Origin of the sequence: Arthrobacter sp. B10-11 (assembly GCF_033142195.1) — a bacterium.
Classification (GTDB): Bacteria; Actinomycetota; Actinomycetes; order Actinomycetales; family Micrococcaceae; genus Arthrobacter; species Arthrobacter oryzae_C.
Window position 1 is genome coordinate 215,758 of the sequence record NZ_JAWMTH010000006.1, and the last position, 24,800, is coordinate 240,557.

Below are 24,800 nucleotides of genomic sequence, written 5' to 3' on the forward strand. Positions count from 1 at the left end.
CATCCAGCGGCGGGCCGCAGGCCGGAGCCGGAAAGCGAGCCTAACGGGCCTCGTACGGAGTGCGGAAGAGCGTGATTCCCCATTCAGGGTTGTGCAGCACGATCCCTGTGTCCTTTTCCACAAACTGAAGCGGCGCCTGAAGATACTGTTCCATCCGCTGCTGTTCCTGGTCCCACGGGAACTCGCACGTTCCCGCGGAACTCTCCATTGTCCCCGGAACAGGCGTGATGGTTTGGCCGGTAATGCCGACCCTCACCGCATAGGAAGCGCAGGGAATCCGGACTGTCATTAACGGACTGCCGCCCACAGAACTGAACCTTATGGCGTAGTCGCCCGAGCTCAGTCCCTCACCAGATGGTACGCCGGCCGGGACCATGGAACCGGACGTGAAGTACTGGCAAACGATCTGTCCGTTGGCGACTGCCGCCTTTAATCCCGAGTCCAAGCAGTCGTCCAGATCTTGGCTGGCGGGAGCCGGGGGAACGGAAGGAACCGGAGCGAGCGTCATGCCCGGGGACCGTCCGGCGGTGGACGAGGGGGCGGCCGCGGCGGCAGACGGCGTCGTGATTGTTTGGCTGACGACCGCCGCACCACGCTGTGGAGACGAGCCACATCCTGCGGCGAGGACGACGACGGCGAGGCACGCCACCGCCAGCGTCGCGGTGCGCAGTCGATGATGAGCGGTTCCCCCGGACGCGGCCATGGTCCGAACACTACGCGGCGGCCCACCAAACCGCTACACCGCTGCCGCGTACGCCTTCGGCAGCTTCAGGCCACGCTGTTCCATGAGCGTGCGGAGGCGTGTGGGGTAGTCCGTGATGATGCCGTCGACGCCGAGGTCCATCAGGCGCGCCATGTCCTCAGGCGTGTTGACCGTCCACGGGATGACGGGCAGGCCGAGTTCGTGGGCTTCAGCGATCATCTGCGGGGTGACGGAGCGGAACGTGGGGGAGATGACGCTGTATCCCTGGGCTGCCGCGGCCTTTGCCAGCGAGCCGCCGAAGTCGTCAATGTCGATGCCGCCAAGCTGCGGGGAGGCACCGGGCTGGCCCACCTGCAGCCAGGCGTCGCCGCTGGAGAGGGCAACCAGGGGGAGCTGCGGGGCGATCTTCCTGGTCAGGTTGAGCGAGGACCAGTCGAACGACTGCACGGTGCTGCGCTCTGACATGCCGGCCTTGTAGATCTCGATGACCACGGCCTTGGTGAGCGCTTCCATCCCCGGGCCGGCCACCATGCTGGACTCCACCTTGGTCTCCACGTTGAAGCGGACCTTCTTGGCATCGGCGTCGTGAACCAGCTGGAACACGTCCTTGAGTTCGGCGATGCGGTTGCCCTCGATGACCTGCTGCTCCGGATAGCCGGTCAGCTGGGTGTAGCCGCAGTTGAGGGTCTTGACCTGGGCCAGGGACAGCTTGGCCACCCGGTCCCCGACGTACGGGAATTCGGCGTCGCCGGGGGTGGCCGGTGCCGTGTCCGCGCACTTGGCCGCCTGGATGGCGTCGTCATGCCAGACGATCACCTTGCCGTCCTCGGTCAGGTGCGTGTCCAGTTCAAGGGTGCTGACGCCCAGAGTGAGCGAGTTGGCGAAGGCGCCCAGGGATTCCTCGGTCCACTCGCCGCGGCCTCCGCGGTGGGACTGGAGGTCGAACGAGCCGTTGCGCTCGTTGGTCTTCGGAGCAGTGTTCGACGACGGCGTGTTCGACGACGGTGTGCCGGCGCCGGCGTCCGCTGCAGGTGCGGCGGCGGCGGGGGTCGCGAGGGCGGCGATCAGGGCGGCGGCGGCCGCGGCAGTCAGGATGGTGCGCATGGGGATGGTTCCTCCTGTGGGGGACATGCCGGCTGGGCCGGCGGACCCGTCCACGCTAATCACATCAAATGGATTTTGACCGGCGGGAAGTTGGCCTGAGGATGAACACGACCCGCGTAACGTAGTTCGTCCAGACGCCCATGTGGGACAGACTGTTTCCGTGAGCAACAAACCCAGGACAGCCCTCGCCGTTGCCGGCCTCAGCCTGGGCACGTCGCTGAACCCGCTGAATTCGTCCATGATTGCGGTGGCCCTGGTGGTGCTGCGCGCGGACTTCGGGCTCGACGTCGCCACCGTCACCTGGGTCATCACCGCTTTCTACCTCACCTCCGCCGCCGGCCAGCCGCTGATGGGCAAGCTGGCGGACCGCTTCGGACCGCGACGGCTGTTCAGCTTCGGGATGGTGCTCGTGGCGGTGACCTGCGCACTGGCTCCGTTCGCCCCGAACTTCGCGCTGCTCTGCGTGGCCCGGGCTCTGATGGCCCTCGGCACGGCCACCGCGTACCCGAGCGCCGTCGTCATTGTGGGGGCGCTGGACCGGACGGCGAAGGTGAAGTCCACCCGGCCGCTCGGCCGGATCCAGATGGCGAACACGTCCGCGGCCGCAGTTGGGCCCGTGGTGGGCGGGCTGCTGGTGAGCCTGGTCGGCTGGCAGGCGCTTTTCCTGGTCAACGTGCCGTTGGCGCTCGCGGCCCTCCTCATCGTCCGGAAGTACGCCCCGGCGGACGAGGACCGGGAACGCGGCAGCGCCTCGGAACTGCTGCGCGACTCGGACATTCCGGGCATCCTGGGTTTCGTCGGCTCCCTGACGCTCATCATGATGGCGCTGCTGAACGTGCTGCCCGGCACGCGCTGGTGGCTGCTGGCCGGCGGCACGGTGCTGGCTGCGCTGTTCGTCTGGCGTGAACTGAAGTTCAGCCCGCCCTTCCTGGACCTGAGGCTGCTCGGCAGGAACCGGCCGCTGCTGCTGGTCTACCTGGGCTTCGCAGTGTTCAACGGCATCTACTACTTCGCGTTCTTCGGCCTGCCCCAGCTGCTGCAGGAAGCGGCCGGTTACGATCCCGGCGTCGTGGGCCTGCTCATGCTGCCCCTGGCAGCAATGTCCGTGATCGCGACGCCGTTCGCGGTCCGCGCGATCGAACGGTTCCGGGTTCGGCGGGTGCTGATCGCCGGGGTGCTGTTCCTAGTGGCGGCCGCGGGAGCGATGTGGCTGCTGACCGCCTCTTTCGCCATCCCGCTGGTGCTGCTGCTCACTGCGCTGATGGGCATCCCGTGGAGCGTGGTGAGCATCGCGTCCAGCCAGGGCATGTACGTCTCCATGCAGCCGCAGGAGCGCGGGGTGGCTGCGGGTATCTTCCAGACGTGCCGGTACCTGGGCGCCATCATGGCCACGGTGATGATCGGCATCTTCTACGGCACCGGCGTCAACCAGGAAAACTGGGGCCTCATGGTGCTCACCATGCTGGTGCTCGGTGCCGTGGCTTTCGGTGTGACGCTGCTCTGGCGGGAACGGAAATAGGCGGCCCGGAGCGCGCTTAACGGTCCCTCCGAACGGCACCATCCGGACCCGGTTTCCTTGTTTTCACGCCATATTGACACGCGGTTGGCGCGGGAATACTGTCTGCCTTAACGGGGCCTTCCGCCCCGTTTCCATTATTCTCGGCGCTGACTCTGGGCCGCTTCTGCTTGGCGACGGCGCCAGCGAGGAGGGTCCCATGTCTTGGGAAATTTCGGGAACATACGTTGGCAGCTGCAGTTGCCAGTTGATCTGTCCGTGCCCCGTGGACGGCTTGCCCACCGGACCGGACGGTGAGTGCCGGGGCCTGAACGTCTTCCACATCGCGAGCGGGAAGATGGACGACACGGACCTGTCCGGCGTCGACTTCGCGTTCGCCAACTGGTTCCCCACCCACCTGTCCGCAGGCGGCTGGAAGGTGGGGGCCGTCGTCGACGACGCCGCCTCTGACGCGCAGGTGAGCGCCCTGGGGAGCATCCTCCGGGGTGAGGCCGGCGGGCCGTTCGGCGACTTTGCCGCGCTGTACGGCGAATGGCTGGGACTGGAACGCGCGAGTGTCACGTTCTCCGACGGCGAGACGCCGTCCGGCTCGGTGGCGGGCCGAGTGCTTGTTACGTTCGAGTCCCTGCCCGGACCCGACGGCGGCGTGACCACCGTGAAGAACGCGATGTACGGCTTTGCGCCCGAATTCAGGATCGGCAAGGGGCCGGGTCACCCGGATCTTTTCGGGCTGGAGTTCGACGGCGTATACGGCGAGACGTCCGATTTCAGCTTCGCCAGCGAAATGGCGGAGGGCGCCCCTAAGGGCCGCGGCTAAGTCCGGCCGTGCGATGTATCACAGGAGGTTGCTGAGGAAGGGCGGTGCGCGCCCGGCCGTGCGCACCGCCGTCGCAGGTTCCGGCGAGTTAGAGGCTTTGTCCGCGTCCCGGATCGACCCGCGGGAGGCCGGCCTCGTCGCCGTCCTGCTGTTCCTCGCCGCGGTGAGCTGGATCGTCACCTCAACCCAGCTGGGCGGGATGGACATGGGCCGCTGGACGGACCCGGGGCCGCTGGGGTTCTTCGTCGTCACGTGGGTGGTGATGCTGGCGGCCATGATGTTTCCCTCCGTGGCACCCATGGTGGTGGCGTACGACCGGATCCAGCAGCACCGGCGCAAAACCGGGCGGTACGCGCCCGCCGGGGCAACCGCCGTCTTCGTGGCCGGGTACCTGGTGTCGTGGACGGCCTTCGGGCTGGTGGCTTACTCGCTGTTTATGTCCGTCGCGTCGCTGTCTCCCGGGCTCTTCGGTTCGGACCAGGGCGGGCGCTGGCTGGCGGTGGGCGTCATACTCCTGGCGGCGGTTTACCAGCTGACGCCCGCCAAGAACGTCAGCCTGATGAAATGCCGGACGCCCATGGACTTCATCCTGCACCGCCTGCGGCCCGGCTACCGGGGCGCGCTGGTGATGGGCGTGGAGCACGGCGCCTGGTGCGTCGCATGCTGCTGGGCGCTGATGGTGGCGCTGTTTGCGCTCGGCGTGATGAGTGTCGGCTGGATGGCGCTGATCGGTGCCTTCATCGCGGGGGAGAAGATGCTGCCCTGGAAGCGGTTGGCCAACCGCTTCGTTGCTGTGGCGCTGGCCGTCATTGCGCTGGGCGTGGCCCTGGCACCCGCGGCGATGGACGGGATGGGTATGTGACATCCCGTTTTCGCCGCGGGCGCTGCCGGCGCATCAACCGGGGGGATATTGACCGGTCTCACCCAACAAAAGGAGCGGACAATGTCTGAAGGAACAGGACTCCTCAGGCGGTTTTACGAAGAAGTGCTGGCGGGCGGAAACCTCGCCCTGATCGATGAATTCGTGCTGGACGACATGCATGACCACGAGGACCCCATGCCGGGTCAGCCGCAGGGAAAGGACGGCGTGAAGTTCTACACCAACGCCATCCGCACGGCGTTCCCCGACCTCAGCGTGACGCTCGACCCGGCGATGGCCGACGGCGACCTGGAAGCCTCCCGCGCGGTGCTGTCCGGCACGCACAAGGGCGAGTTCATGGGGATTCCGGCAAGCGGCAAGAGCGTGCGATTCAGCAGCGTGGACATCATCCGCATCCAGGACGGGAAAGTGGCAGAGCACTGGGGTTCCTCCGACACGCTCAGCCTGATGCAGCAGATCGGAGCCATGCCGGCCCAGACAACAGGAGCAAGCGCTGGCTGAAATCGCGAACGGTGGCTGACGTAAGGTTCCCGCCGAAAGAGTTTCCCGCCGCCGCTCCTAGCCGACGGCGGGAAGCACCACGTGCGGCACCGTCCCGTGGCGGTGCCGCACCCTTATGCGCGCGAAGCTGCTTTGGCGGCGGTGGCAGCTGGCGCCGGTGCAGCAGCCGCAACGAACCCCGCTTCCTTCGGTCCGGGCGGGTAGGCATGGTTGCGCCCGGCCACCACAATTACCAGCGCGACGACGACCGGCAGCGCAGCCGCGACCGGCACCATGAGCGGACCCAGCGTTGTGAGGGCGGCCGCGCCGTAGAGGGCGCCGATGGTGATGCCCAGCTGGATGGTCAGCACGGTGAGTCCGTTGGCGGCTTCCCGGTATTCCTTGCCGGCGCGGAGGATGGCGGACTGGTTGTAGATGCCGATCGCGCCGAAGGCGGCGCCCCATACCGCCATGAGCACCAGGGCTCCCGGAACGGTGCTGCCGCCCAGGGGAAGGAGGACGTACGCGGCGGCGATGATCGCCGTCGTTATGAGCAGTGAACGGCGCGGCCGCATGTCCACGGTGAGGCCGGCAATCCAGATGCCCACCAGCCCGGAGAAGCCCAGGACCGTGAGGGAGAGGGTGATGCTGTAATCGGGCAGGCCGGCCTCACGGAGGAAGGGGGCGATGAAGGTGAACAGTGCGAAGTGCGCCATCAGCATCAGCGGCCAGGCGATGGCCACCGACTTCACGCCGGGCAGGCCTACCGCCTTGCGCAGTGACGGGCGCGGGGCGTCAGGGACCCGGCGCACGGCGGGCAGCAGCCACAGGGCAAGTCCGGCAAGGACGACGCCGGCGCCCGCCAGCAGGAGGAACGACGCCCGCCAGCCGACCAGCCCGCCCAGGGCGGTCCCCAGCGGAGCGCCGATGGCGAGGCCCAGGCTGTTGCCGCTGAAGACGATGGCCACTGCCTTGCCCACCTTGTGCGCGGGAACGATGCGGGCAACGAACGGTGCCATGGCGGTCCAAAGGAGGCCGTGGGCGATGCCGCCCACCAGCCTGGCGGCGAGGGCGGCGCCGAAGTCGGACACCAGGCCCACCAGCGCGTTGCTGATGGCGAACGTCAGTACCAGCGCCACCAGAAGGGTGTGCCGCGGAATGCGGGAGAGCAGCATGGATACCGGGATCACGGTGGCCACAATGATCGCGGCGTACCCGGCGGTGAGGTAGCCGGCCACGGGCTCGGACACGTTGAGGCCGGCGCTGATCTGGGGGAGCAGGCCGGAGGGCAGAAGTTCGGTAGTGATGGCGGTGAAGCCGATCATCGACAGCACCAGCAGAGCGCCGAAAGGCATGCGGTCGCGTGCGGAAGCAGGGGTCGCGGAGGACACGGGTGAAGGATCCTTTTCAGGGGGAGTGGGAGGAGGAACGCGGCGCCAGTGCCGGAGTCGTCCACTCAAATTACCTGATTTATGGGAGGTTAGGCAGGGTCTGTCAGACCCTGCCTAACCTCGGTCCTGAAGACACCGTTGGCCGACTTTGCAGTACCCATTGTTAGCACGGTGACGGGCGCCTACGCTGTGCCCACGGCCCCAATCCGGGGACCCGCTCCAAGACGGGAAAAACCATGACCAAGTATCTGTTTGAAGCGAATTACGTGGGTGAGGGAATCAAGGGGCTCATGCGCGAAGGCGGCAGCAAGCGGCGTGACGCGCTGGTGGAGGCCCTCAGCTCCGTGGGCGGATCGCTCGAGAGTTTTTACTATGCCTTTGGGGACACTGACGTCCTGGGCGTTTTCGATGCCCCCAGCCACGCCGATGCCGCCGCGCTGTCACTCATGATCAATTCGACCGGCTCGGTGAACGTGCGCCTGAAGCCGCTGATGACGCCGGAAGACATCGACGAAGCAGCCAAGAAGACGCCGGCGTACCGGGCGCCGGGGCAGTAGGGCAGTAGGGGAGGACGACGGCGGCACCCGGCCGGGTGCCGCCGTCGCCTCGCGTGAACACCTAGGTGTACATCAGCGAGCCGGGCGTGGTGAGGAGCTCGCCCGTTTCCAGCCAGGTCTTCAGGCCGGAGAGGATCATCGGCCAGCCGCCGAAGAGCTGGTCGTTGGCGCCTTCGCGGAGCTGGTCGTGGGTGACGGTCAGGCGGCAGGAATCGCCCACCGGCTCGATCTCCCAGGTGACCCGCGACGTCCCTTCGGCTTTGACGTCCTCGCCCCAGAGCGCGCGCATGCTCTGGACCAGCCGGCGCGGCGGATCCACCTCCAGGTTCTCGCCCTCGCCCAGGAGTTCGCCGCCCTTGGGGGCCATCTCGAACCGGCTGCCCGGCGTCCAGTCCGAGGTGATGACGGATCCGAACTGGTACTTGCTGCGGATCTCGCCGTCCGTGATGGCCTCCCAGAGCCGCTCCGGGGTGGTCTTGATATAGATTTCGAAGATCTTTTCCATGGGACTTTCCAATCTGGTTTTAAGGTCGCTGAGGCCAGCGGCCCATGGTTCGGCGTACTTGCTCACCCAGCGGTCGTGGACCAGCCGGATGGGCACCGGATTCAGGAAATGGAGTTTCTCGCGCCCGCGACGGCGGGTGACCACCAGGCCGGCGTCCTCCAGGACCTTGAGGTGCTTCATCACGCCGTAGCGCGTCATCTCGAAGCGGGCCTCAAGGGCGTGGAGCGTCTGCCCGTCGTTCCGGAACAGCTCATCCAGGAGATCGCGGCGGGTGGCGTCGGCCAGGGCCTTGAATACGGCGTCCACATCTCCAGAATAGGTGACTAATTGGTCACATGTCTAGGCAGTCACCAGCGCGAGCACGTCAGAAGACGGCATGGGAGCATTAAGTGTCGGGACAGCTCTGTTTCCGGGCATGCTGCAAACCGACAGTCAGAAGGTTGTCCGATGGCTGTGGCTCAGGAGGCTGGATCCTGGATCCGTGCTGCGCGCGTTGCCTTCGTGGTTGTAGCCTCCATGGTGCTGGGCGGATGCACGTTCGGCCCGGTCCCAGGCCCCACGGAGCCGGCATTGCCGACGTCGACCTCCCCGCCCACCGCGTCCGGGCCGCCGTCGGGACCCGCTCGAGATGTGAGGGCGCAACTCGAGCAGTACAGCCAGGGGCTGATCGACGCCGGTGCTCCCGCGGTCCTCGTGGAGCTGCATATTGGCGCGGAGGTCTGGACCCATGCCGCGGGTGTCCGGAACCCGGCGGGGGAAGCTGCCCGGGCCGCCGACGCCGTTCACGTCGGCCACATCACGCAGTCCCTGGTGGCCGTCTCCGTGCTGAAGCTCGCCGGGGAAGGCAGGCTGTCCCTTGACGAACCGGCCAGCACCTACCTGCCGGAGCTCCAGAGCCTGCTCCACCAGCCCGAGCCCTTCACAGTGCGGCGGCTCCTCGGGCATACCACGGGCATGCCCGACTACTACGCCGCCCTGCTGCATTCGCTTCCTCCCCGGCAGGCCCTCGCCACCCGGATGAGCCCCGAAAACATGCTTGCGGTGGCCGCAACGCTCCCGTGGCACAAGCGCAGTGCCCAAGGCCTGAGCTACTCGAATTCGAACTACCTTGCCCTCGGCCTCATCGTCGAACGTCTCCGGGGGCTTCCGCTCGCTGACGTCCTGCGGGCCGACGTCGTGCAGCCCTTGGGGCTTGGGAGTACCCGGTTGACGGACGGCGGACCGGTGCCGGAGGGCATGGTCCACGGCTATGCCCTCATCGACAGTGAACCTGTCGACACCACCCATGCCGCCCTTCACCGTGGTTCCGGGGCCACCGGCCTGGTGTCGACCGTGGGGGACCTCAACACGTTCTTCGATGCCCTGGTGAATGGCCGGCTGCTGGGCCGCGACCTGGTGGGGGAGATGCTGGCGCCCGTCTATGCCGAATACGGGCTCGGCCTGTATCAGTGGAACGACGCCTGCACCAACGGCTTTTACAACGGCTATGTGGGCGACGTGCCGGGATACGGAACCGTCGCAATGGCCAGTGCCGACGGGAGTCGGCGGCTTGCCCTGGCAGTGGCCTACCCGCCGTCGCCTTTGTCCAATGACACCAACGCGATCGCTCTTGAAATGACCGGACTTGCCGAAGAAGTCCTCAACGGCAGCTGCCGCTTAGGTGGAGGGGTTTCCTTCGGGGAATAGCCGGCGCCTCGAAGGGCGCAGATTTTGCCGTCCAGCACGAAGTAGGACTGTACGGTGCGTTTGATGGTTTCTTCGACGGCGGGGTCTGCGGCGCTGACCAGGCGTCATCGCTACTGGGCCGAGCGGCGGTTGCGTGCCAGGCGGACCAGCTGGCTGAAGGCAAACAGGAAGACGGCCTCGATCAGCACCATCAACCCGAGCAGGAGCCACTGACCCTGGCTGATGAAGACGACGGCTCCGGTGACCACCAGCACGGTTCCGAGGACCAGCGCATACACGGCGAATCCGAAGGCCACCCTGGCGCTGCGCACGCCGGTGCGGAAGCCAAAGCCGAGCGGCTGTCCTCCGGGCAGGCCTTCAACACGGTCGGGGCCTGCGGGTTGGAGCTTGTCGAACTCTTCCCACGGATCCCGGTCCTGATCCTGATCGGTCATAACTCCATTATCCCGCGCCACCGGCAGGGGCCGCGTCCCGCACATAGGCCTATCCGGTGGCCCGGGATCCATGCGAGCATGGGCCTCACCGTAACTGCAGAGTGAGGGGACCCGATGAAATCCAACGAACTGCTGCTGGACGCCTTCGGCCGCATCCACGAGACCGTGGCCGACACCCTGGAAGGGGTGGACGACGACGTCCTGGTCCGGCGGCCCGCGGGCACCGGAAACTCGATTGCGTGGCTGATCTGGCACCTGGGCCGGGTGGAGGACGCACAGGTGGCCGCAGCCGCAGGCCTGGAACAGGTGTGGACCTCGCAGGGGTTCGTGGACCGTTTCGACCTGCCGCTTCGCGAGCGCGACACCGGTTACGGCCATTCGAGCGCTCAGGTCGATTCCGTGAAGGCCCCGGCGGCGCTGCTGCTGGAATACTACGACGCCGTCCACCAGCAGACCGCGGACTTCCTGCGCAGCCTCGGTGACGAGGACCTGGACCGCGTCGTGGACACCCGCTGGGACCCGCACGTCACCCTCGGGGTACGGCTGGTCAGCACCATCGCCGACTGCCTCCAGCACGTGGGCCAGGCCGCATATGCGAAGGGCCTGAAACACTGACTGATGCTTCTGGGGCCGATGACGGCCGCCATCGATACATCTTTACCTGAATACATCGGTGGATGTATTTTAGGTCCATGGAAACATTGACGCAGGCTCCCGTGCTGGCACGCTTCGGCTACGCCGTTTCGGACCCCACTCGCGCCCGGATCCTTCTGGCACTGTCAGATGCCCCCTGCTATCCCTCGGATCTGGCAGACGCCCTCGGCGTGTCCAGGCAGAGCATGTCCAACCACCTGACGTGCCTTCGCGGCTGTGGCCTGGTGGTTGCCCTTCCCGACGGGCGGCGAACCCGGTATGAACTGGCGGACGCCCGGCTCGGTCACGCGATCAAGGACCTGATCGGTGTTGTCCTCGCGGTGGATCCCGCCTGTTGCGCTCCGGACGGGGAGTGCATCGCATGACGGCGCCGCTGCACGCACCAAGCTCGGAACGCCGTGCGGTGCTGAGCATCAGGATCAGGATGCTTGCCGCGGCGACGATCACCTACAACCTCATCGAAGCCGTGGTGGCGCTTTGGGCGGGACGGGTCGCCAACTCTTCGGCGCTGCTCGGCTTCGGCCTGGATTCGGTCATTGAGGTGAGCTCCGCTTTGGCATTGTCCTGGCAGTTTTCGGCCAAGAACCCGGAACGGCGTGAGCACCTGACCCTGCGGATCATCGCCATCTCCTTCTTCGCCCTCGCGGCGTTCGTCACCGTGGATTCTGTCCGGGCACTCACTGGCGGGGAAGCGGCGCAGCATTCGACGCCGGGCATCGTGATCGCGGCCCTCAGCCTGGCCATCATGCCCGTGCTGTCCTGGGCGCAGCGCCGCGCCGGGCGGGAACTCGGTTCCCGCACAGCCGTGGCCGATTCCAAGCAGACGCTGCTGTGCACCTACCTTTCCGCCGTCCTGCTGGCGGGGCTGGTCCTGAACAGCGCCCTGGGCTGGTGGTGGGCCGACGCCGGGGCCGCGCTGGTCATCGCCGGTATCGCGGTCCGCGAGGGCATGGAGGCCTGGCGTGGCGAAACCTGCTGCACCATCCCGAACGTCATTGACGGCCAGCCGGCGGAAGGCGACGACTGCTGCGCAGAGGCCGGTGACGCGCCGAGGCGTCATTCCGCCTCAGGGCCGGCCACCGAATAACGCCCGCAGTTTCTCGAAGGATTCAGTCCAGCCGCTTCGGTGCAGGGCCAGCCGCTCCTCCGTCAGGAAGGGGCCCTGCGAGAGCGCCAGGCGGGTGCCGTCGTCGGCGCTGTGGAGCGTGAGGTCAACAACGGTTTCCCGGTCATCCGGCGCCGGTTCCTCCCAGCGGAATGTGTAAACGAGGCGCCAGGGCGGGTCGATCTCCAGGTATTCGCCCGAGAGGTGGAACGGTTCACCGTCCGGCGGCGTCATGCGGAACCTGTAGCGCCCGCCCTCCACGAGGTTGACTTCGGCGGCGGGGATGATGAAGCCGTGCGGGCCCCACCATTTCACCAGTTCGGTTGATTCCGTCAGCATCGTGAAGATGTTGTCCGGCGGAGCAGGAAGCGTGCTCTCCAGGTTCAGGACCAGCCCGCCGCTTTCCTCGTTCCCATTTTCAGCGCTCATGGCCCAACTCTGGCATCCTGCGCACGCTGGCGGAAGGGCGTCGGGCCAAGGCTGGAATGCACGACGGCGGGAGCCCACCGGTGCCGGATCAGCTCACCGGGGGTGCCGGGACCGTGTGCTGGACAGGCCGGTGCGGGATCGAGGAGGCGAGGGCCAGCACCACGATGAACGAGACCGCCAGCACAGCCACCCAGGCGCCGCGCGGTTCGGAGATGGCGAGGCTGGGCCCGGCGATCCCGGGACCAGTCAGGGCGAGCGCGGCGGTGAGCGCAGCAGTGGCGATGCCGCACAGGAGCCGTGCCCAGAGCGGCCCCCTGCCGGAGAGGGCGTAGCCGCCGCCGATCCCCATCAGGGCCACGGCGATTGCACCTCCGCCCAGGCCTTGGGTGAGCAGGGCGGTCACCGCCCCGGGCAGGAACAACGGAGCGACGGCAAACGTGAGCGGCGCCAGGGCGAGCCACCGCCACCCCCGCCGGCCGCCGGAACGCCGGAGTGCTTCCGCCCAGCCCAGGAGTCCTCCGGCAATGGCTCCCGGCAGAAGGAGCGTCCCGAAGGTTCCCCGCCAGCTGAAGGTGGAGGCGGGACCCGCGAGTTCCACCATGTAGGCACGGAAACCTGCTGCCCAGGCAATGCCGCAGACAACACCGACGGCCACGAATGCAGCACTCCGAAGGTGAGCGGGGGCCCGGGTCCCGTGCGGGGCAGGTGAAGTAACTTTCTCAGGCATGACCGGCTCCACGGAGGTGGTGATGCGCTAAATATGGCCCCGGAGACACCGCCCGTCAAGGGCATCCGCAGGAAGGAAGCGCAGGCACCCGTCCGCGGGCAGCCGCTGTTTCACGTCGCGAGCGTCAGCAGTTTCCCGTCCGCCACGGCCCGGCGTGACAGCGTTTTGTAGCCTTCGTTCTCGAACAGCACCGTGATCACGTCCTCCTCGTGCCGCATCACCAGGCCCGGCCCCCATTCCTTGTGGACGACGGCGGCCTGGAGCGGAAAAGGGTCGCCGCCCGCGGCGGCCGCGGCGTCGTCGTCGTAATCCTCCTCGTAGGCGGAACCGTCGGTGCAGGTATCGCAGTTGCCGCAGGGCTCGGGGAGGTCTTCGCCGAAGTAGCCCAAAAGGAACTGGCGCCGGCAGGCGTCCGTCTCGGCGTAGCCGCGCATCATCTCGATGCGGGAGCGGTCCACGCGCTGGCGTGCTTCGGCATGTTCGACGGCGCGTTCCACCACCGCGGGCAGCTTGGCGTCCGCTTCAAGCCGGATGCCCCGCTTGCCGGCCGTGACGGCGCGGGTTTCCTGCAGCTGGTTCAGCAGTCCGGTGAGCCTGCGCGGGGAGAAACCGGTCTTCTCGGCGAGGGCCTTCTGCTTGACCGGGCCACCTGCGGCGCGCAGTGCCTGGAGGACGGCCAGGAGCGATTCCTCATCCGGGGTATGGGTGCCGAAGAACTTGCGCAGGCCCAGGTCCTCGGAGCGGTAGTGCAGGACGGCGGCGGCGGGCTGGCCGTCGCGCCCGGAGCGGCCGATCTCCTGGTAGTAGCTGTCCAGGGAATCGGGGATGTCCGCGTGGATGACGAAGCGGACGTTGGGCTTGTCGATGCCCATGCCGAAGGCGGTGGTGGCCACCACCACGTCGAGTTCGTCGTCGAGGAACTGCTCGTGGACACGGTCCCTCTCGCCCTGCTTCCGGCCGGCATGGTACGCCGCGGCGCGCAGGCCCAGGGCGGTGATCTCGGCGGCGTAGGCCTCCGTGTCCTTGCGGGTGGCGGCGTACAGCAGGCCGGGGCCTTTGAGCTCGGCCACCTGCTTGACCACGGCGCGGCGCTTGTCCTTGTCCGTGTGGTGGCGGATGACCTCCAGCCGGATGTTGGGCCGGTCGAAGCCGTGCACCAGGACCAGCGGGTCCATCATGTGCAGGCGCTGCTGGATCTCATCGCGCACGGGGGGAGAAGCGGTTGCGGTAAGGCCGACGACGGGCGGATTGCCCAGTTGCTCGCGGACCTCGCCGAGGCGCAGGTAGTCGGGTCGGAAGTCGTGGCCCCAGGAGGACACGCAGTGTGCCTCGTCCACCACGAACAGCGGGACGTCCAGGGCGGCGAGCCGTTCCACGGTTTCGGTCTTCGCGAGCTGTTCGGGGGCCAGGAAGACGAAGACGGCCTGGCCGCGCCCGGCGGCTTCCCAGGCGTGGTGGTTTTCGGAATCGCTGTGGCCGGAGTTGATGGCGACGGCGGCAGTCCCGCCGAGCGTTTCTAACAGGCCGTCCAGCTGGTCCTCTTGCAGGGCGATCAGCGGGGAAACCACGACGGCGGGACCGCGCCGTGCGCCGTTCCGGTGCAGCTGCAGCGCGGCCACCTGGTAGATCGCTGACTTCCCGTAGCCGGTGGGCATGACGGCCAGGACGTCCCGGCCGGCGACGAGGGCGCGCATCCCGCCCAGCTGGCCGGCGCGGAGGCGGGGGAGCCCGAAGGTGTCCGCGGCGAGCTGGCGGAGGCCGGCGTCGGGATCTTTGGCGGTGTCCGTTTCAGCGGCGCCAGCGGCATCAGCGGCGCTGGGGACTGTGTCTTTGGGGACTGTGTGCTTGGGGACTGTGTCTTTGGGGAGTGCGGGGGCAGGGGCCTCGGCCATGATGGCAGCTCCGTGGGGTGCGATCCGATGGCCGGGTGTCTTCAGCCGAGGGGTTCAGCATAACGTGTGCCGCCGGCGGTGCCCCAGGAACTGAGCAGGGCCAGGCCTGCCGCGGCCGCTGCACTGAGCACCACCGCCCCCAGCCAGAGCGACACCGGCCAGCGGATTCCGTCCGCCACCGCGAAGGCCACCAGCTGGCCCGTCCACACGAGCGCCGCGATTCCGGCTGTCACCGCGGGCAGCCGCCGGTCCAGCCAAACCCTGGGCAGGCGGGCAAGCAGCACGTCCGCAAGGATGGCGGCCGCTGTCGCTCCGGCAGCTCCGGCAACTGCGGTGGGGCGGAAGCCGATCATCGCCACGGGCAGCCAGGCCGCAGCTGCCACCAGCATGGTGACAATCCCGCGGGCGGGGCGCCGGGCGGATGAAAGCGTGAACAGGAACGGCGCAATGATGAGCGCAGTAGTGAGCAGGTAGCTGGTCAGGGCGATGACCACCGGCATCTCCGCCTGCAAGCGGCCAGGGGTTCCCACCGGCACCGGGATGAAGAGGGCAGTCGGGCCGGGCCGGAGGAAGGCGGAGCAGTAGATGAGGAAGAACGCGCCCAGTCCGGTCATCAGGACGACGGCGAACAGCGCCGCCGGGGTCCACTCGACGTTCCCGGCGCGGCCGGCTGCCCGGGCGCTGCGGACCGCGGTGCCCAGGATGAGGAAAAGGCTGAAGCCGAGCAGCAGGTGGGTGGGGCTGACCAGGGCATCCAGCGTGACTTCGATGCCCAGGAGCTCGTGCCACAGGAGATCCAGGCCGCCGGCGACGGCGAAGAGGACCAGGCCCGCCGCAGTTCCCCGGTAGCCCGGCGGCAGGGCGCCTGTGAGCTGCTGTCCGGGTTTGCGGTTTCGCCAGGCCACGGCGGCCGTCCATAGCGCCGTCGCCATCATTCCCGAGTAGAGGGCCGCGTGCCACGGCGTGGAGAACGTCTCCAGGCTGGGGAGGTTCAGGTGCGCCCAGCCGTCCAGGAAGACGGCCAGCACCAGCCAAACACCCAGGAGCTCGGTGACCAGGTCGCGGCGTGCGTTGATCACCGGGTTTTCTGCGGTATCGAGCATCGTTGCCCACTTCCACGGAGGTGTTCGGTGAGGGGATGGTACTGCTCTGGCGGCGTGCCCACAAGGGATGGACGGTGCTGAGGGCGCCCGCACAGTCCCGGGCCCGGCCCGCAGGATGGTCCGCGCGGGAGCAAATTCACGGCGGCAATCAGCGGGGCAAATTAACGGCCCGAGGCTTATACATCAAGACCCTTAAAGAAAGCTGGGAATTCCCTAGACATTGGATAAACGCAGGTTTAGGCTGAGCGCCATTGGGGGCCCAATAAAATACTCAGCTGGAGGCGAAGCATGCCACAACGCAGCAGATTGGTCTTATTTTCAGCATTAAGTACTTTGGCGCTATCAGCATTAGGGCTGACCGGCGCGACAGCGCACCCGGACGGTCAGCACGGTATGGACGAGGGGCATCTTCTCGGGACCGGGGCGTTCGGAAAGATTGAACTCGTGGATGTGGTCGGCCTGACAGACACTCCCGATTTGATCGCAGACGTCAGTGTCTCGCCGGATGGCAATACAGCCTTTCTCGCCAATTGGGGCGAGCCTGACTGTGCGGGGCCGGAAACCGGCGGCCAAACCAGCCCGGATGCCGGCGTCTACATCGTTGACATCACCAGCGTGGACCAGGCCGCGCTCGCAGAGGGATCGGAACCGAAAGAGGTCGGGTTCATCCCGTCGCATCAGGACACCCGCCCGGGTGAAGGCCTGCAGGTAGTGGAAATTACCACTGCAAACTTCAGCGGTGAAGTCCTGGTGGTGAACAACGAAGCGTGCGGCAAGAACGGAAAAGGCGGGGTTTCCCTCTTTGACGTTTCGGACCCGCTGAACCCAAAGAAACTGTCCGAGAATTTCGGCGACCGCGAACCGCGCAACAGTGATTCCAACGAGATCCACAGCGCCTTTGCGTGGGACGCAGGCGACAACGCCTACATAGTGCTCACCGATAATGAAGAGTTCACAGACGTGGACATTCTCGATATCACCAATCCCCACCGGCCGCGTCTTATCGCGGAATACGATCTCAACGACTTCGAGGTGCAGCAACCCGAACTGGGGCTTACCGATTCTTTCCTGCATGACATGGTGGTTAAGGAAATTAACGGTCAGTTCATCATGCTGCTCTCCTACTGGGACGGTGGCTACGTTCTCCTGAACGTCGATGATCCCGCCAACGCCGTCTTCCTTGGCGACTCGGAGTTCGCCGCCGTTGACCCGGAGTTACTTGAATCGCTGGGAGTGTCCCTTACCCCGGAGGGCAACGCGCATCAGGCGGAGTTCACGGCCGACAACCGGTTCATCATCGGTACGGACGAGGACTTCGCGCCTTACCGCACCGATGATTTCACCATCACCAGCGGCGCCCATCAGGGCACCTATCCCTCGGTGATAGTTTCCGGCGGCCAGGCCCCGGCAATTCTGGACGACCTCACCCTGAACGGCCCAGTGGTCTATGGCGGCTACGGCTGCCCGGACTCTGCAGCGATTCCCACTCCAGCGAGCATCCCGGGATACGTCGAATCCTTGGAACCCGGGGAGGAAACCACCCTTGTGCTCCAGAGAGGTCCAGTCGGTGACCCCGGTGCCACGGAAGAAGCTTGTTTCCCCGGCGAGAAGGCACATCAGGCAGCGCAGGCTGGCTGGGACGCAGTGGTTTTTGTCAACCATCACAGCGGCGAAGCTGTCCCAGGCGAGCCCTTCTGCGGCTCGGGCGCCTTCGTCGATGAAATCGTTGCCGTCTGCACCACCCATGCGGCCTTCCACCGGCTCTTCGACCTGGCACCGTTGGATGCGCCGTGGACCTACCCCGAAAACCTGGCCATCGGGACCGTCGGCGCTGACATTGAAGTGGGTTCGGTCTTTGATGGCTGGGGCTACGTCCACCTGCTGGATGCCAACACCCTTGAGGAGCTGGACACCTACGCCATCCCGGAAGCCCACGACCCGGCGTTTGCCTTCGGTTTCGGTGACCTGAGCGTCCATGAAGTAGCCGTGGACCCACAGGATCCATCCCTGGCATACCTGTCGTACTACTCCGGCGGCCTCCGGGCGGTCCAGATCGAGTGCAGCAACCCTGCCGACACCGCCACCTGTGAGCTCGTGGAAGTCGGCGGGTACCTCGACGATGAAGGAAACGACTTCTGGGGAGTGGAAACCTTCATCGGTGAGGACGGTATGACCTACATCCTCGCCAGCGACCGGGACAGCGGACTTTGGATCTTCAAGGATCCGTAAACGCGGAACAACATGTAAACGAGGAACAACCCTAGGAGGGGGGCGGCTTGCCGCCTCCCTCCTAAGTTTTGTGAGTATCTCCGCAGATTTCGTGCTGCTGCGAGTGTCCTCACCCCCTCCCGCTCAGGGCCGCCGCATCGCTCCGTTCCACACCAGCTGGACCGCGGCGCGGACCCGGGAGCGGGCCTCGGCCGGATCGGACGGGGCCCGGACTACGAATTGGTAGTAGTACAGGCCGTTGATGAGGTCGATCATGGCCTCGACGTCCACGGAGGCGTCGATTTCCCCGGCCTCGATGCCGTCCCGGATCAGCTCCGCGATGGTGGCGCGGCGGCGGGAGACGTGGCGGTTCCAGGACAGCGTGCGCAGCTCGTCGTTTTCCAGGCCGAGCGCCACCCGTTTCTTGACCAGCGTCTCCACGCGCCCTTCAACGGCTACGGATGCGAGTTCGTAGGAGTTGAGGATGGTCTCCAGTGTGGTGGCGGCGGGGGCCAGTTCGATGCCGGACCGCACGCTGTCCAGGGCCGCGGCCAGCAGCTCTTCCCGGCTGGCCCACCGCCGGTACACGGCCGCCCGGCTGACGCCGGACCGCTCGGTGATGGCCGCGATGGTCACCTCCTTGGTGTCCCGCTCCAGGAGCAGGTCAACCGTCGCGGAGAGGACCGCGGTTTCCAGCGTCGTGTCGCGCGGCCGCCCCGGCGAACGGCGGCCGGCCGCGTCCTCCGCGGCATCAACCCCGGCGTCAGCCACCGCCTCAGCCACGGACGTCCACCAGCCGGCTCCGCAGCTGCCCGATCACGGCGTCGCTCAGCCCGGCCCGCCGCACGGGCTCCAGGACGCTGCCGTGGCGCTCAACCAAGGTCTGCTGCATGGCATCCATCGACGCCGCATGCGCCCCCATCATGGCGCCTTGCCGGGCTGCCACGTCCGTCAGGGTGTCCGGCATGAGCTGCCCCAGAATCGCGCGGAGGCGCGGGTAAAGGCGCGGCAGCCGGGTGGCGGTCACGGCGTAGTCGGCGGAGATGGTCTCCGGGGAGGCGCCCAGGGCGGAGAGGATGACGGCGGCGAAGACGCCCGTGCGGTCCTTGCCTGCCGCGCAGTGGAAGACGGTGGCTCCGTCGCCCATCGCCACCAAGGTGGCGCCGAGGGCCAGCCGTCGGGCCTGCGTCTCTAGCAGGTTCGCGTACCAGGTGCCCACCTGTTCGGGGGTGGTGGAAGCGGACATGAGGGTGCGGCTGACGTCCTCCGGAATGGCCACCGATGCAGTCAGCGGCAGGTGGTGGTAGTTCACCCCGGGCACGGTCAGCGGGCCTCGCCCGGTCAGCAGGGCCTCCTCGGGTGAGCGGAGGTCGATGACCTGCCGCACGCCGTCGTCCACCATCTGGCGGGCGAACGCGGCGGGCATGACGGAGACGTCGTCGCTCCGCAGCAGCACGCCCGCCCGGGTGACGCCGCCCAGGACGGGGAGCCCGCCCATGTCGCGAAGGTTGGCCGGAGCCAGGCCGGACGCGGCCGGCCCCTGTGCTGCTGACGGATCGAGGGTGGCAACTGGTGATTCCTGCACTGGGTTCCTAACTGAGCTTGGCGCGGATGAGGGCGCTGAGGCGGTCGATGATGCTGACCAGGACGATGATGCTGATGATGATGGCGCAGAGGTGCCCGTAGTCGTACATGCGCATGGCGGTGGTGAGTTCAAGTCCGATGCCGCCGGCCCCGACGAGGCCCAGGATGGTGGCGCCGCGGACGTTGCCCTCGAACAGCAGCAGCGTGTAGCTGACCAGCAGGGGAGCGGCCTGGGGCAGGACTGCGTAGGTGATGATCTGGCGCTTGTTGGCGCCGACGGCGGTGAGCGCCTCCACAGGTCCCGGCTGCACGGACTCCATGGCCTCGGCGTAGATCTTGCCGATCGAGCCCACGGATCCCAGCACGATCGCAAGGATGCCGGCGAACGGGCCCAGGCCCACGGCGGAGACGAACATGAGGGCGTAAATGAGTTCCGGGATGGAGCGCAGCACGTTGAGGATCCAGCGGCAGGTCGCGTACACCCAGCGCGGGGCGATGTTGCTCGCGGCTCCGAAGCTCAGGAGGAGCGACGCGAGTGCGCCGAGCACGGTGCCCACCAGGGCCATCTGCAGCGTCTCGATGAGGAGCTTGGCGATGACGCCGAATTTGTCGAACGTGGGCGGGAAGAGCCGGGAGAGGAAGTCGCCCATGTTCGGGATGCCGCTGAGGAGCTTGTCCGCGTTCAGGCCCGCGCCTGCGCCGGCCCACACGAGGACGACGGCGATGACCACCCAGAGCGTGGCGCCCCGGGCCGTGGGGAGGCTGAACGGGCGGGAGAGACGGAGGCGGTCCGCTTCCGGGAGCGTTCCTGGGCCGGAGTGCCCGGCGTGGGGCGCTGCTGTCTCAGTGTGCGGTGTGTCAGTTCTCAAGGAGCTCAGTGTCTGTTCCATAGATGTGCTGCACCTCCTTTTCGGTGATGTGGGCGGCCGGGCCGGCGAAGACCACTTCGCCGGAATGCAGGCCCAGGACGCGGTCCGCGTAGCGGCGTGCGAGTCCAACGACGTGCAGGCTGACAATGACGGGGATCTGTTCCTCCCGGGCGATGTCCCGCAGCAGGCCCAGAATGTTCCCGGCGAGGCGGGGGTCCAGGGAGGCGACGGGTTCGTCGGCGAGGATGAGGCGCGGCTGTTGCATGAGGGCGCGGGCGATCGCGACGCGCTGCTGCTCGCCGCCGCTGAGGCTGCGGCAGGGCTGCTTCGCCTTATGGGCCAGGCCCACGCGGTCCAGGAGTTGAAGAGCGTGGGCGCGCTGTGCGGTGCTGAACGTGCCCGTTAGGTTGATCGGACCCGCGGAGTGCAGGCCGCCGGTGAGTACGTTGGTGAAGGCGCTGAGCCGGGGGACCAGGTTGAAGTGCTGGAAGACGTGGCCCACGTCGGCCCGCAGCCCGCGGAGTCCGGCCGGCGACTGCCGGGCAACGTTCCGCCCCGCGACGTCCAGCGCATCGGCGGTGAAAGGGGTGATGCCCGTGAGCGTTTTCATGAGGGTGGACTTGCCGGAGCCGGAGTGGCCCAGGAGGGCCACCACCTCGCCGGGATAGGCGTCCAGGTCCACGTTGTTCAGGGCGGTCTGCTCGCCGTATTGGACGAGGAGGCGCCGGCCGACGACGGTAGGGGGTGCCGCCGTCGGGCGTTCTGTTTGAAGGAGGGCGGGAGTCGTCACCGGAGGTCCTCGAGGTCCACACCGACGGACTGGGCCACGTCAACCAGCGGAGCGTACGTGCTGAACTCGGGGTCCTGGGCGGGTTCGCCCTTGAGGCCCAAGGTCTTGGTGATCTTCTCGTTGCCGGCCATGAGCGCGGGGAGCTTCTCTTTCAGTGCGGTGCGGGCCTCCTCGTCGAGGTCCTTGCGGACCACGATGGAAATGCCCACGGGGATGGGATCGGACTTGGCGATGATCTTGACGTCCTGCTCGGTGAAGACCTGCTTCTCGATGAACGTGGGGTAGAGCTGGCGGGCGGTGCAGGCCACATCCACGCTGCCGTTGACCATGGCCATGACGGCGGAGTCGTGCGAGCCGGCGAACGTGCTCTTGTAGTCGGTGCCGTCGGTCAGGCCGTTCTTGGCCAGGAGCGACTTGGGCATGAAGTAGCCGGTGGTGGAGCCGGGATCCACGAAGGCCACCTGGCGGCCTTTGAGATCCGCCAGGGTGTTGACGCCGCTGTCCGTCCTGGTGAGGCAGAAGCTGGCCGGTTCAGTGCTGGCTCCCCAGACGAGGAGCGGGTCCACGCTGTCCGTCTTGTAGGCAAGCGCTGCGGAGAACTGGCTGAGCACGGCTACGTCCACGGAGCCGTTGCGCACGGCTTCCACGACGCCCAGGTAGTCGGCGGGCTGGAGGTTCTTGACCGTGCGGCCGGAGGCCTCGCCAACCATCGCGGCGAGGTCCGCCATGATCTGCTGTTCCTCGGGATCGTCGGTGCCCGGAGGGGTGGCGAAGGTGAGTTCCGTGCCCGGGGCGCCGGAGGAGGCGCTGGCTCCTCCGGAGCAGCCGGCAAGCGTGCCGGTGAGGGCCAGGAGGCTGATGAGTGAAGCGGCAAAGATGCCTGCACGTGCGTGCATGGTGGTGCCTTCCGTCAGTGTTGGGGGTGACGGAATTACGAAACCACCGGTATCTGAATCGGAATTACGAGACTGCCGTACCTTGAATGTCCTGAAGGTAAATTTCTCAGGTGCGGCAGCCGGAAGGGGGCCACAACGGACCGTAGGCGGCCGGCGTCGTGATCTTAAACGCAGAGCGGGCAGCCGAACGTGTACGTTCGGCCGCCCGCTCCGGGACACAAGGCGATTACTGCGCGGGTGTCACCGTCGCCTCGTAGGTGAGGATTTCCGTGCCGTTGCCTTCCTCGGCATCGTCCGGCGCCACGTGCATGGTCAGGTGGTTGCCCTCCGCCGTGAGCTTGAAGGGGTTCCGGGTGGCCACGTGGCCTGCCGTCGACCACTTCTGGAATGGCACGTCATGCAGGGTTGTCTTCTTGGTGAGGTCGAGAAGGGCCATGCCGCCCAGTTCGTAGGTGGCCGCCGTGCCGCCTGCCGCCGGGGTCTGGGGCAGGTTGGCAACGCCTGCGCACAAGGCCTGCGAATCGGCCACGTACTGGCAGTCCTGGTAGTCGATGAAGTGGTTCGGGTTCTGCCAGGTGCTGAGCTGCTTGCCGCTGAGGTTCCATTCGGCGAACCTCCGCGAGCCCCAGGTGTTTCCGACCAGGTGCCCGGTCTGGCGGTCCATGACGATGCCGCCAAAGTGGTCCGGGGCCTCGAACTGCTTGTGCGCCTCGAGGGTGGCGGCGTCAACGCGGTAGATGATCGAGCTGCTGTTGGGCCGGTACTGCGCCACGCTCACCCAGATATTCTCCCCGTCGAAGTCCAGCCCGCCCGGGTGGTACATGTCGCCTTCGCCCAGGATGATGTCCTTCTGCAGGTTCCCGGCCTTGTCCATGACGAACAGGTGGCCGACGCCCTTCCCGGCCGTGCGGTCGTACCCGTCGCGCGGGGCCGGGTATTTGACGGTGCGCTCAATGATTTCCACGGACGACAGGAAGATGTGATCCTCCGTGTAGGCGATGCCCTGCGGATGGAACGTGGGGAAGTCGAGCTTCAGCTTGCCCGTCATCTCCCAGTTGGTGGAGCGGTCCACGGCCTTAAAGCTGTCGGCCAGGGCTGTGTCGGCGGCGCGACGGTCACTGTCACTGGACTGGGGCGCGGCCTGGGCGGCAATGCCGCTGCCTGCCGCGAGGGCGATGACGGCAGCGGTGGCTGTCAGGATGCCGCGGGTGCGAATGCGGTTCATGGGGATGCCTTTCAAGAGTCAGGTGGTACGGACTGGCGTGCGGGGCGTTTCCCCTAGACGGCGCCCGGTTCCAGCGAGTACTGCTTCGGCAGCTTCATCGAGTGCTCGGCCATGACCTCACGCAGCCGGTCGGGATAATCCGTGATGATGCCGTCGACGCCGGCGGAGATCAGGGCGCGCATGGTCGGTTTGTCGTCGACAGTCCACGGGACGACCTGCATCCCGGCGTCGTGGGCACGGTTGACCATGTCCGCCGTGACGTAAGGAACGTATCCCGGGTCCGCCACGGTTCCGTTTTGGGGTGTTCCGTGGACGGGGGAGACGGCGTCGAAGCCCAGGTGGGAAGCGGCGGTTACGAGGTCGCCGCCAAAGTCGTCGGCGTCGATCCCGCCAAGCCACGGGGAACTGCCGGGCTGGCCGACGTGCAGGAAGTCTTTGTTGGTCAGCGCGACGGTGCGGATCTGGGGGTCAGCCGCCTGAACGAGCCGCAGTGCGCCCCAGTCGAAGCTCTGGATGGAGACGCGGTGCTGCATGTTGGCGGCCTTGATTTCCTTCAGCGCGACGTCCACGAACTGTTCACGGGGAGCGGTCTGCTCCGGGGCGCCGGCCTCCACCTTCGTTTCGATGTTGAACTTCACCTGGCTGGCCCGGTAGGAGTCCACCAGGGCGAAAACTTCCGCGAGGGTGGGCATCTTTTCGCCGGGGGCGGCCTGCTGTCCGGGGAACTGGGGGAGGGAGAGGCTTCCGCAATCGAGGGTTCGCACCTGCTCGAAGGTCAGGTCCTTGACGTATTTGCCGGCGTAGGGGAACTGCGGGTCCCCGGGCGTGACGGGAGCCGTGTCAGCGCACTTCTTGTCGCTGATCTTGCGGTCGTGGGTGACCACTTCCCGGCCGTCCTTGGTGATCTGGAGGTCGAGTTCCAGAGTGGTCACACCCGTCTCGAGCGCCTTGGCAAACGCGGGAAGAGTGGACTCAACCGTCAGCCCCAGTCCTCCGCGGTGGGCCTGGAGGTCAAAGTGGTTGTCGGCGCCCTTCGGGTTGGTATCGGCAGCCTGCGCCGGAAGGGGTGTCCCCAGCGCCAATCCTGCGCACATGGCGGCCACGGTCAGCAGCTTTGCGTTGTTCATCGGTAGGTCTCCAGATCGGTGTCATGCCCGTTTACGAGCGGCATCCAGTCTGGTCACCTAGCGGAAACGGGCGACTGCCTGCCGATGGAGGAAATATGACGGGCTGGTGAACGCAATC

At 66.9% G+C, this 24,800-nt stretch carries 26 protein-coding genes; 10 read left to right on the forward strand and 16 right to left on the reverse strand.

Going from position 1 to position 24,800, the window contains the following annotated elements; all coding sequences use genetic code 11:
• Positions 1-40: 40 nt before the first annotated feature.
• Both RW112_RS18330 and RW112_RS18335 read right to left on the reverse strand, forming a co-directional pair.
• Positions 41-703, reverse strand: coding sequence for a hypothetical protein (locus RW112_RS18330; RefSeq protein WP_317783122.1), 663 nt, complete (start codon positions 701-703; stop codon positions 41-43).
• Between the two features lie 33 nt (positions 704-736).
• Entirely contained in the window at positions 737-1,807 is a 1,071-nt protein-coding gene (locus RW112_RS18335) for a glycerophosphodiester phosphodiesterase family protein (RefSeq protein ID WP_317783123.1), read from the reverse strand.
• Between the two features lie 160 nt (positions 1,808-1,967).
• On the opposite strand from RW112_RS18335, the gene RW112_RS18340 reads away from it, so the two are divergent.
• The 4 genes from RW112_RS18340 (at position 1,968) to RW112_RS18355 (ending at position 5,521) form a co-directional block, all read left to right on the forward strand.
• Positions 1,968-3,326: an MFS transporter gene (locus RW112_RS18340; RefSeq protein WP_317783124.1), complete on the forward strand. Its 1,359-nt coding sequence runs from the start codon at positions 1,968-1,970 to the stop codon at positions 3,324-3,326.
• A gap of 196 nt (positions 3,327-3,522) precedes the next feature.
• Positions 3,523-4,140: a DUF1326 domain-containing protein gene (locus RW112_RS18345; protein ID WP_317783125.1), complete on the forward strand. Its 618-nt coding sequence runs from the start codon at positions 3,523-3,525 to the stop codon at positions 4,138-4,140.
• A gap of 28 nt (positions 4,141-4,168) precedes the next feature.
• A complete protein-coding gene (locus RW112_RS18350; RefSeq protein ID WP_317783126.1) occupies positions 4,169-5,002 on the forward strand; it encodes a DUF2182 domain-containing protein in 834 nt (277 codons plus the stop codon).
• Between the two features lie 81 nt (positions 5,003-5,083).
• A complete protein-coding gene (locus RW112_RS18355) occupies positions 5,084-5,521 on the forward strand; it encodes an ester cyclase (protein ID WP_305939993.1) in 438 nt (145 codons plus the stop codon).
• Positions 5,522-5,634: 113 nt separating this feature from the next.
• Here the strand turns inward: RW112_RS18355 and RW112_RS18360 are convergent, their stop codons facing one another.
• Positions 5,635-6,891, reverse strand: coding sequence for an MFS transporter (locus RW112_RS18360; protein WP_317783127.1), 1,257 nt, complete (start codon positions 6,889-6,891; stop codon positions 5,635-5,637).
• 236 nt (positions 6,892-7,127) lie between these two features.
• On the opposite strand from RW112_RS18360, the gene RW112_RS18365 reads away from it, so the two are divergent.
• The gene (locus RW112_RS18365) at positions 7,128-7,448 is read left to right on the forward strand and encodes a GYD domain-containing protein (protein WP_317783128.1); all 321 of its coding nucleotides are present in this window, start codon (positions 7,128-7,130) and stop codon (positions 7,446-7,448) included.
• A 61-nt stretch (positions 7,449-7,509) separates the two neighbouring features.
• On the opposite strand, the gene RW112_RS18370 is transcribed toward RW112_RS18365, so the two are convergent.
• Positions 7,510-8,259, reverse strand: a complete 750-nt coding sequence (locus tag RW112_RS18370; protein WP_317783129.1) for a metalloregulator ArsR/SmtB family transcription factor — start codon at positions 8,257-8,259, stop codon at positions 7,510-7,512.
• A 141-nt stretch (positions 8,260-8,400) separates the two neighbouring features.
• Between RW112_RS18370 and RW112_RS18375 the strand changes: the two genes are divergently transcribed.
• Positions 8,401-9,639 (forward strand): serine hydrolase, encoded by a 1,239-nt coding sequence (locus tag RW112_RS18375; protein ID WP_317783130.1) that lies wholly within the window; start codon positions 8,401-8,403, stop codon positions 9,637-9,639.
• A 110-nt stretch (positions 9,640-9,749) separates the two neighbouring features.
• Here RW112_RS18375 and RW112_RS18380 read toward each other — a convergent pair whose 3' ends face one another.
• Positions 9,750-10,073, reverse strand: a complete 324-nt coding sequence (locus tag RW112_RS18380) for a hypothetical protein (protein WP_317783131.1) — start codon at positions 10,071-10,073, stop codon at positions 9,750-9,752.
• Between the two features lie 114 nt (positions 10,074-10,187).
• Between RW112_RS18380 and RW112_RS18385 the strand changes: the two genes are divergently transcribed.
• The 3 genes from RW112_RS18385 (at position 10,188) to RW112_RS18395 (ending at position 11,814) form a co-directional block, all read left to right on the forward strand.
• Positions 10,188-10,688 (forward strand): mycothiol transferase, encoded by a 501-nt coding sequence (locus tag RW112_RS18385; protein ID WP_317783132.1) that lies wholly within the window; start codon positions 10,188-10,190, stop codon positions 10,686-10,688.
• A gap of 77 nt (positions 10,689-10,765) precedes the next feature.
• Positions 10,766-11,092, forward strand: a complete 327-nt coding sequence (locus RW112_RS18390; protein WP_317783133.1) for a winged helix-turn-helix domain-containing protein — start codon at positions 10,766-10,768, stop codon at positions 11,090-11,092.
• Positions 11,089-11,814, forward strand: coding sequence for a cation diffusion facilitator family transporter (locus RW112_RS18395; protein ID WP_317783134.1), 726 nt, complete (start codon positions 11,089-11,091; stop codon positions 11,812-11,814). The genes RW112_RS18390 and RW112_RS18395 overlap by 4 nt, the downstream gene beginning before the upstream one ends.
• Here the strand turns inward: RW112_RS18395 and RW112_RS18400 are convergent.
• The 4 genes from RW112_RS18400 to RW112_RS18415 all read right to left on the reverse strand — a co-directional run bounded on the left by RW112_RS18400 (position 11,794) and on the right by RW112_RS18415 (position 15,983).
• Positions 11,794-12,261 carry an SRPBCC domain-containing protein gene (locus RW112_RS18400; protein ID WP_317783135.1) on the reverse strand — a complete coding sequence of 156 codons (468 nt, stop codon included), beginning with the start codon at positions 12,259-12,261 and terminating at the stop codon, positions 11,794-11,796. The two genes, RW112_RS18395 and RW112_RS18400, sit on opposite strands and share 21 nt — an antisense overlap.
• Positions 12,262-12,349: 88 nt before the next feature.
• Positions 12,350-12,988: a hypothetical protein gene (locus RW112_RS18405; protein WP_317783136.1), complete on the reverse strand. Its 639-nt coding sequence runs from the start codon at positions 12,986-12,988 to the stop codon at positions 12,350-12,352.
• A 110-nt stretch (positions 12,989-13,098) separates the two neighbouring features.
• Positions 13,099-14,880, reverse strand: a complete 1,782-nt coding sequence (locus RW112_RS18410) for an ATP-dependent DNA helicase RecQ (RefSeq protein ID WP_317783137.1) — start codon at positions 14,878-14,880, stop codon at positions 13,099-13,101.
• Between the two features lie 41 nt (positions 14,881-14,921).
• A complete protein-coding gene (locus RW112_RS18415; protein WP_317783138.1) occupies positions 14,922-15,983 on the reverse strand; it encodes a hypothetical protein in 1,062 nt (353 codons plus the stop codon).
• Positions 15,984-16,376: 393 nt separating this feature from the next.
• Between RW112_RS18415 and RW112_RS18420 the strand changes: the two genes are divergently transcribed.
• Complete coding sequence (locus tag RW112_RS18420; RefSeq protein WP_317783139.1) at positions 16,377-18,212, forward strand: hypothetical protein; 1,836 nt, start codon at positions 16,377-16,379, stop codon at positions 18,210-18,212.
• 123 nt (positions 18,213-18,335) lie between these two features.
• Here RW112_RS18420 and RW112_RS18425 read toward each other — a convergent pair whose 3' ends face one another.
• The 7 genes from RW112_RS18425 to RW112_RS18455 all read right to left on the reverse strand — a co-directional run bounded on the left by RW112_RS18425 (position 18,336) and on the right by RW112_RS18455 (position 24,682).
• The gene (locus RW112_RS18425) at positions 18,336-18,974 is read right to left on the reverse strand and encodes a TetR/AcrR family transcriptional regulator (protein WP_317783140.1); all 639 of its coding nucleotides are present in this window, start codon (positions 18,972-18,974) and stop codon (positions 18,336-18,338) included.
• A complete protein-coding gene (locus tag RW112_RS18430) occupies positions 18,967-19,776 on the reverse strand; it encodes a tyrosine-protein phosphatase (RefSeq protein ID WP_317783141.1) in 810 nt (269 codons plus the stop codon). The genes RW112_RS18425 and RW112_RS18430 overlap by 8 nt, the downstream gene beginning before the upstream one ends.
• Positions 19,777-19,783: 7 nt before the next feature.
• Entirely contained in the window at positions 19,784-20,644 is an 861-nt protein-coding gene (gene phnE, locus RW112_RS18435) for a phosphonate ABC transporter, permease protein PhnE (protein WP_317783142.1), read from the reverse strand.
• Positions 20,634-21,434, reverse strand: a complete 801-nt coding sequence (gene phnC / locus RW112_RS18440) for a phosphonate ABC transporter ATP-binding protein (RefSeq protein ID WP_317783143.1) — start codon at positions 21,432-21,434, stop codon at positions 20,634-20,636. The genes phnE and phnC overlap by 11 nt, the downstream gene beginning before the upstream one ends.
• Positions 21,431-22,330, reverse strand: a complete 900-nt coding sequence (locus RW112_RS18445) for a phosphate/phosphite/phosphonate ABC transporter substrate-binding protein (RefSeq protein ID WP_317783144.1) — start codon at positions 22,328-22,330, stop codon at positions 21,431-21,433. Before RW112_RS18445 ends, phnC begins: the two co-directional genes overlap by 4 nt.
• A 226-nt stretch (positions 22,331-22,556) precedes the next feature.
• Positions 22,557-23,555 (reverse strand): DUF6454 family protein, encoded by a 999-nt coding sequence (locus RW112_RS18450; RefSeq protein WP_317783145.1) that lies wholly within the window; start codon positions 23,553-23,555, stop codon positions 22,557-22,559.
• Positions 23,556-23,608: 53 nt separating this feature from the next.
• Positions 23,609-24,682, reverse strand: coding sequence for a glycerophosphodiester phosphodiesterase (locus RW112_RS18455; protein WP_317783146.1), 1,074 nt, complete (start codon positions 24,680-24,682; stop codon positions 23,609-23,611).
• Between the last annotated feature and the right edge of the window lie 118 nt (positions 24,683-24,800).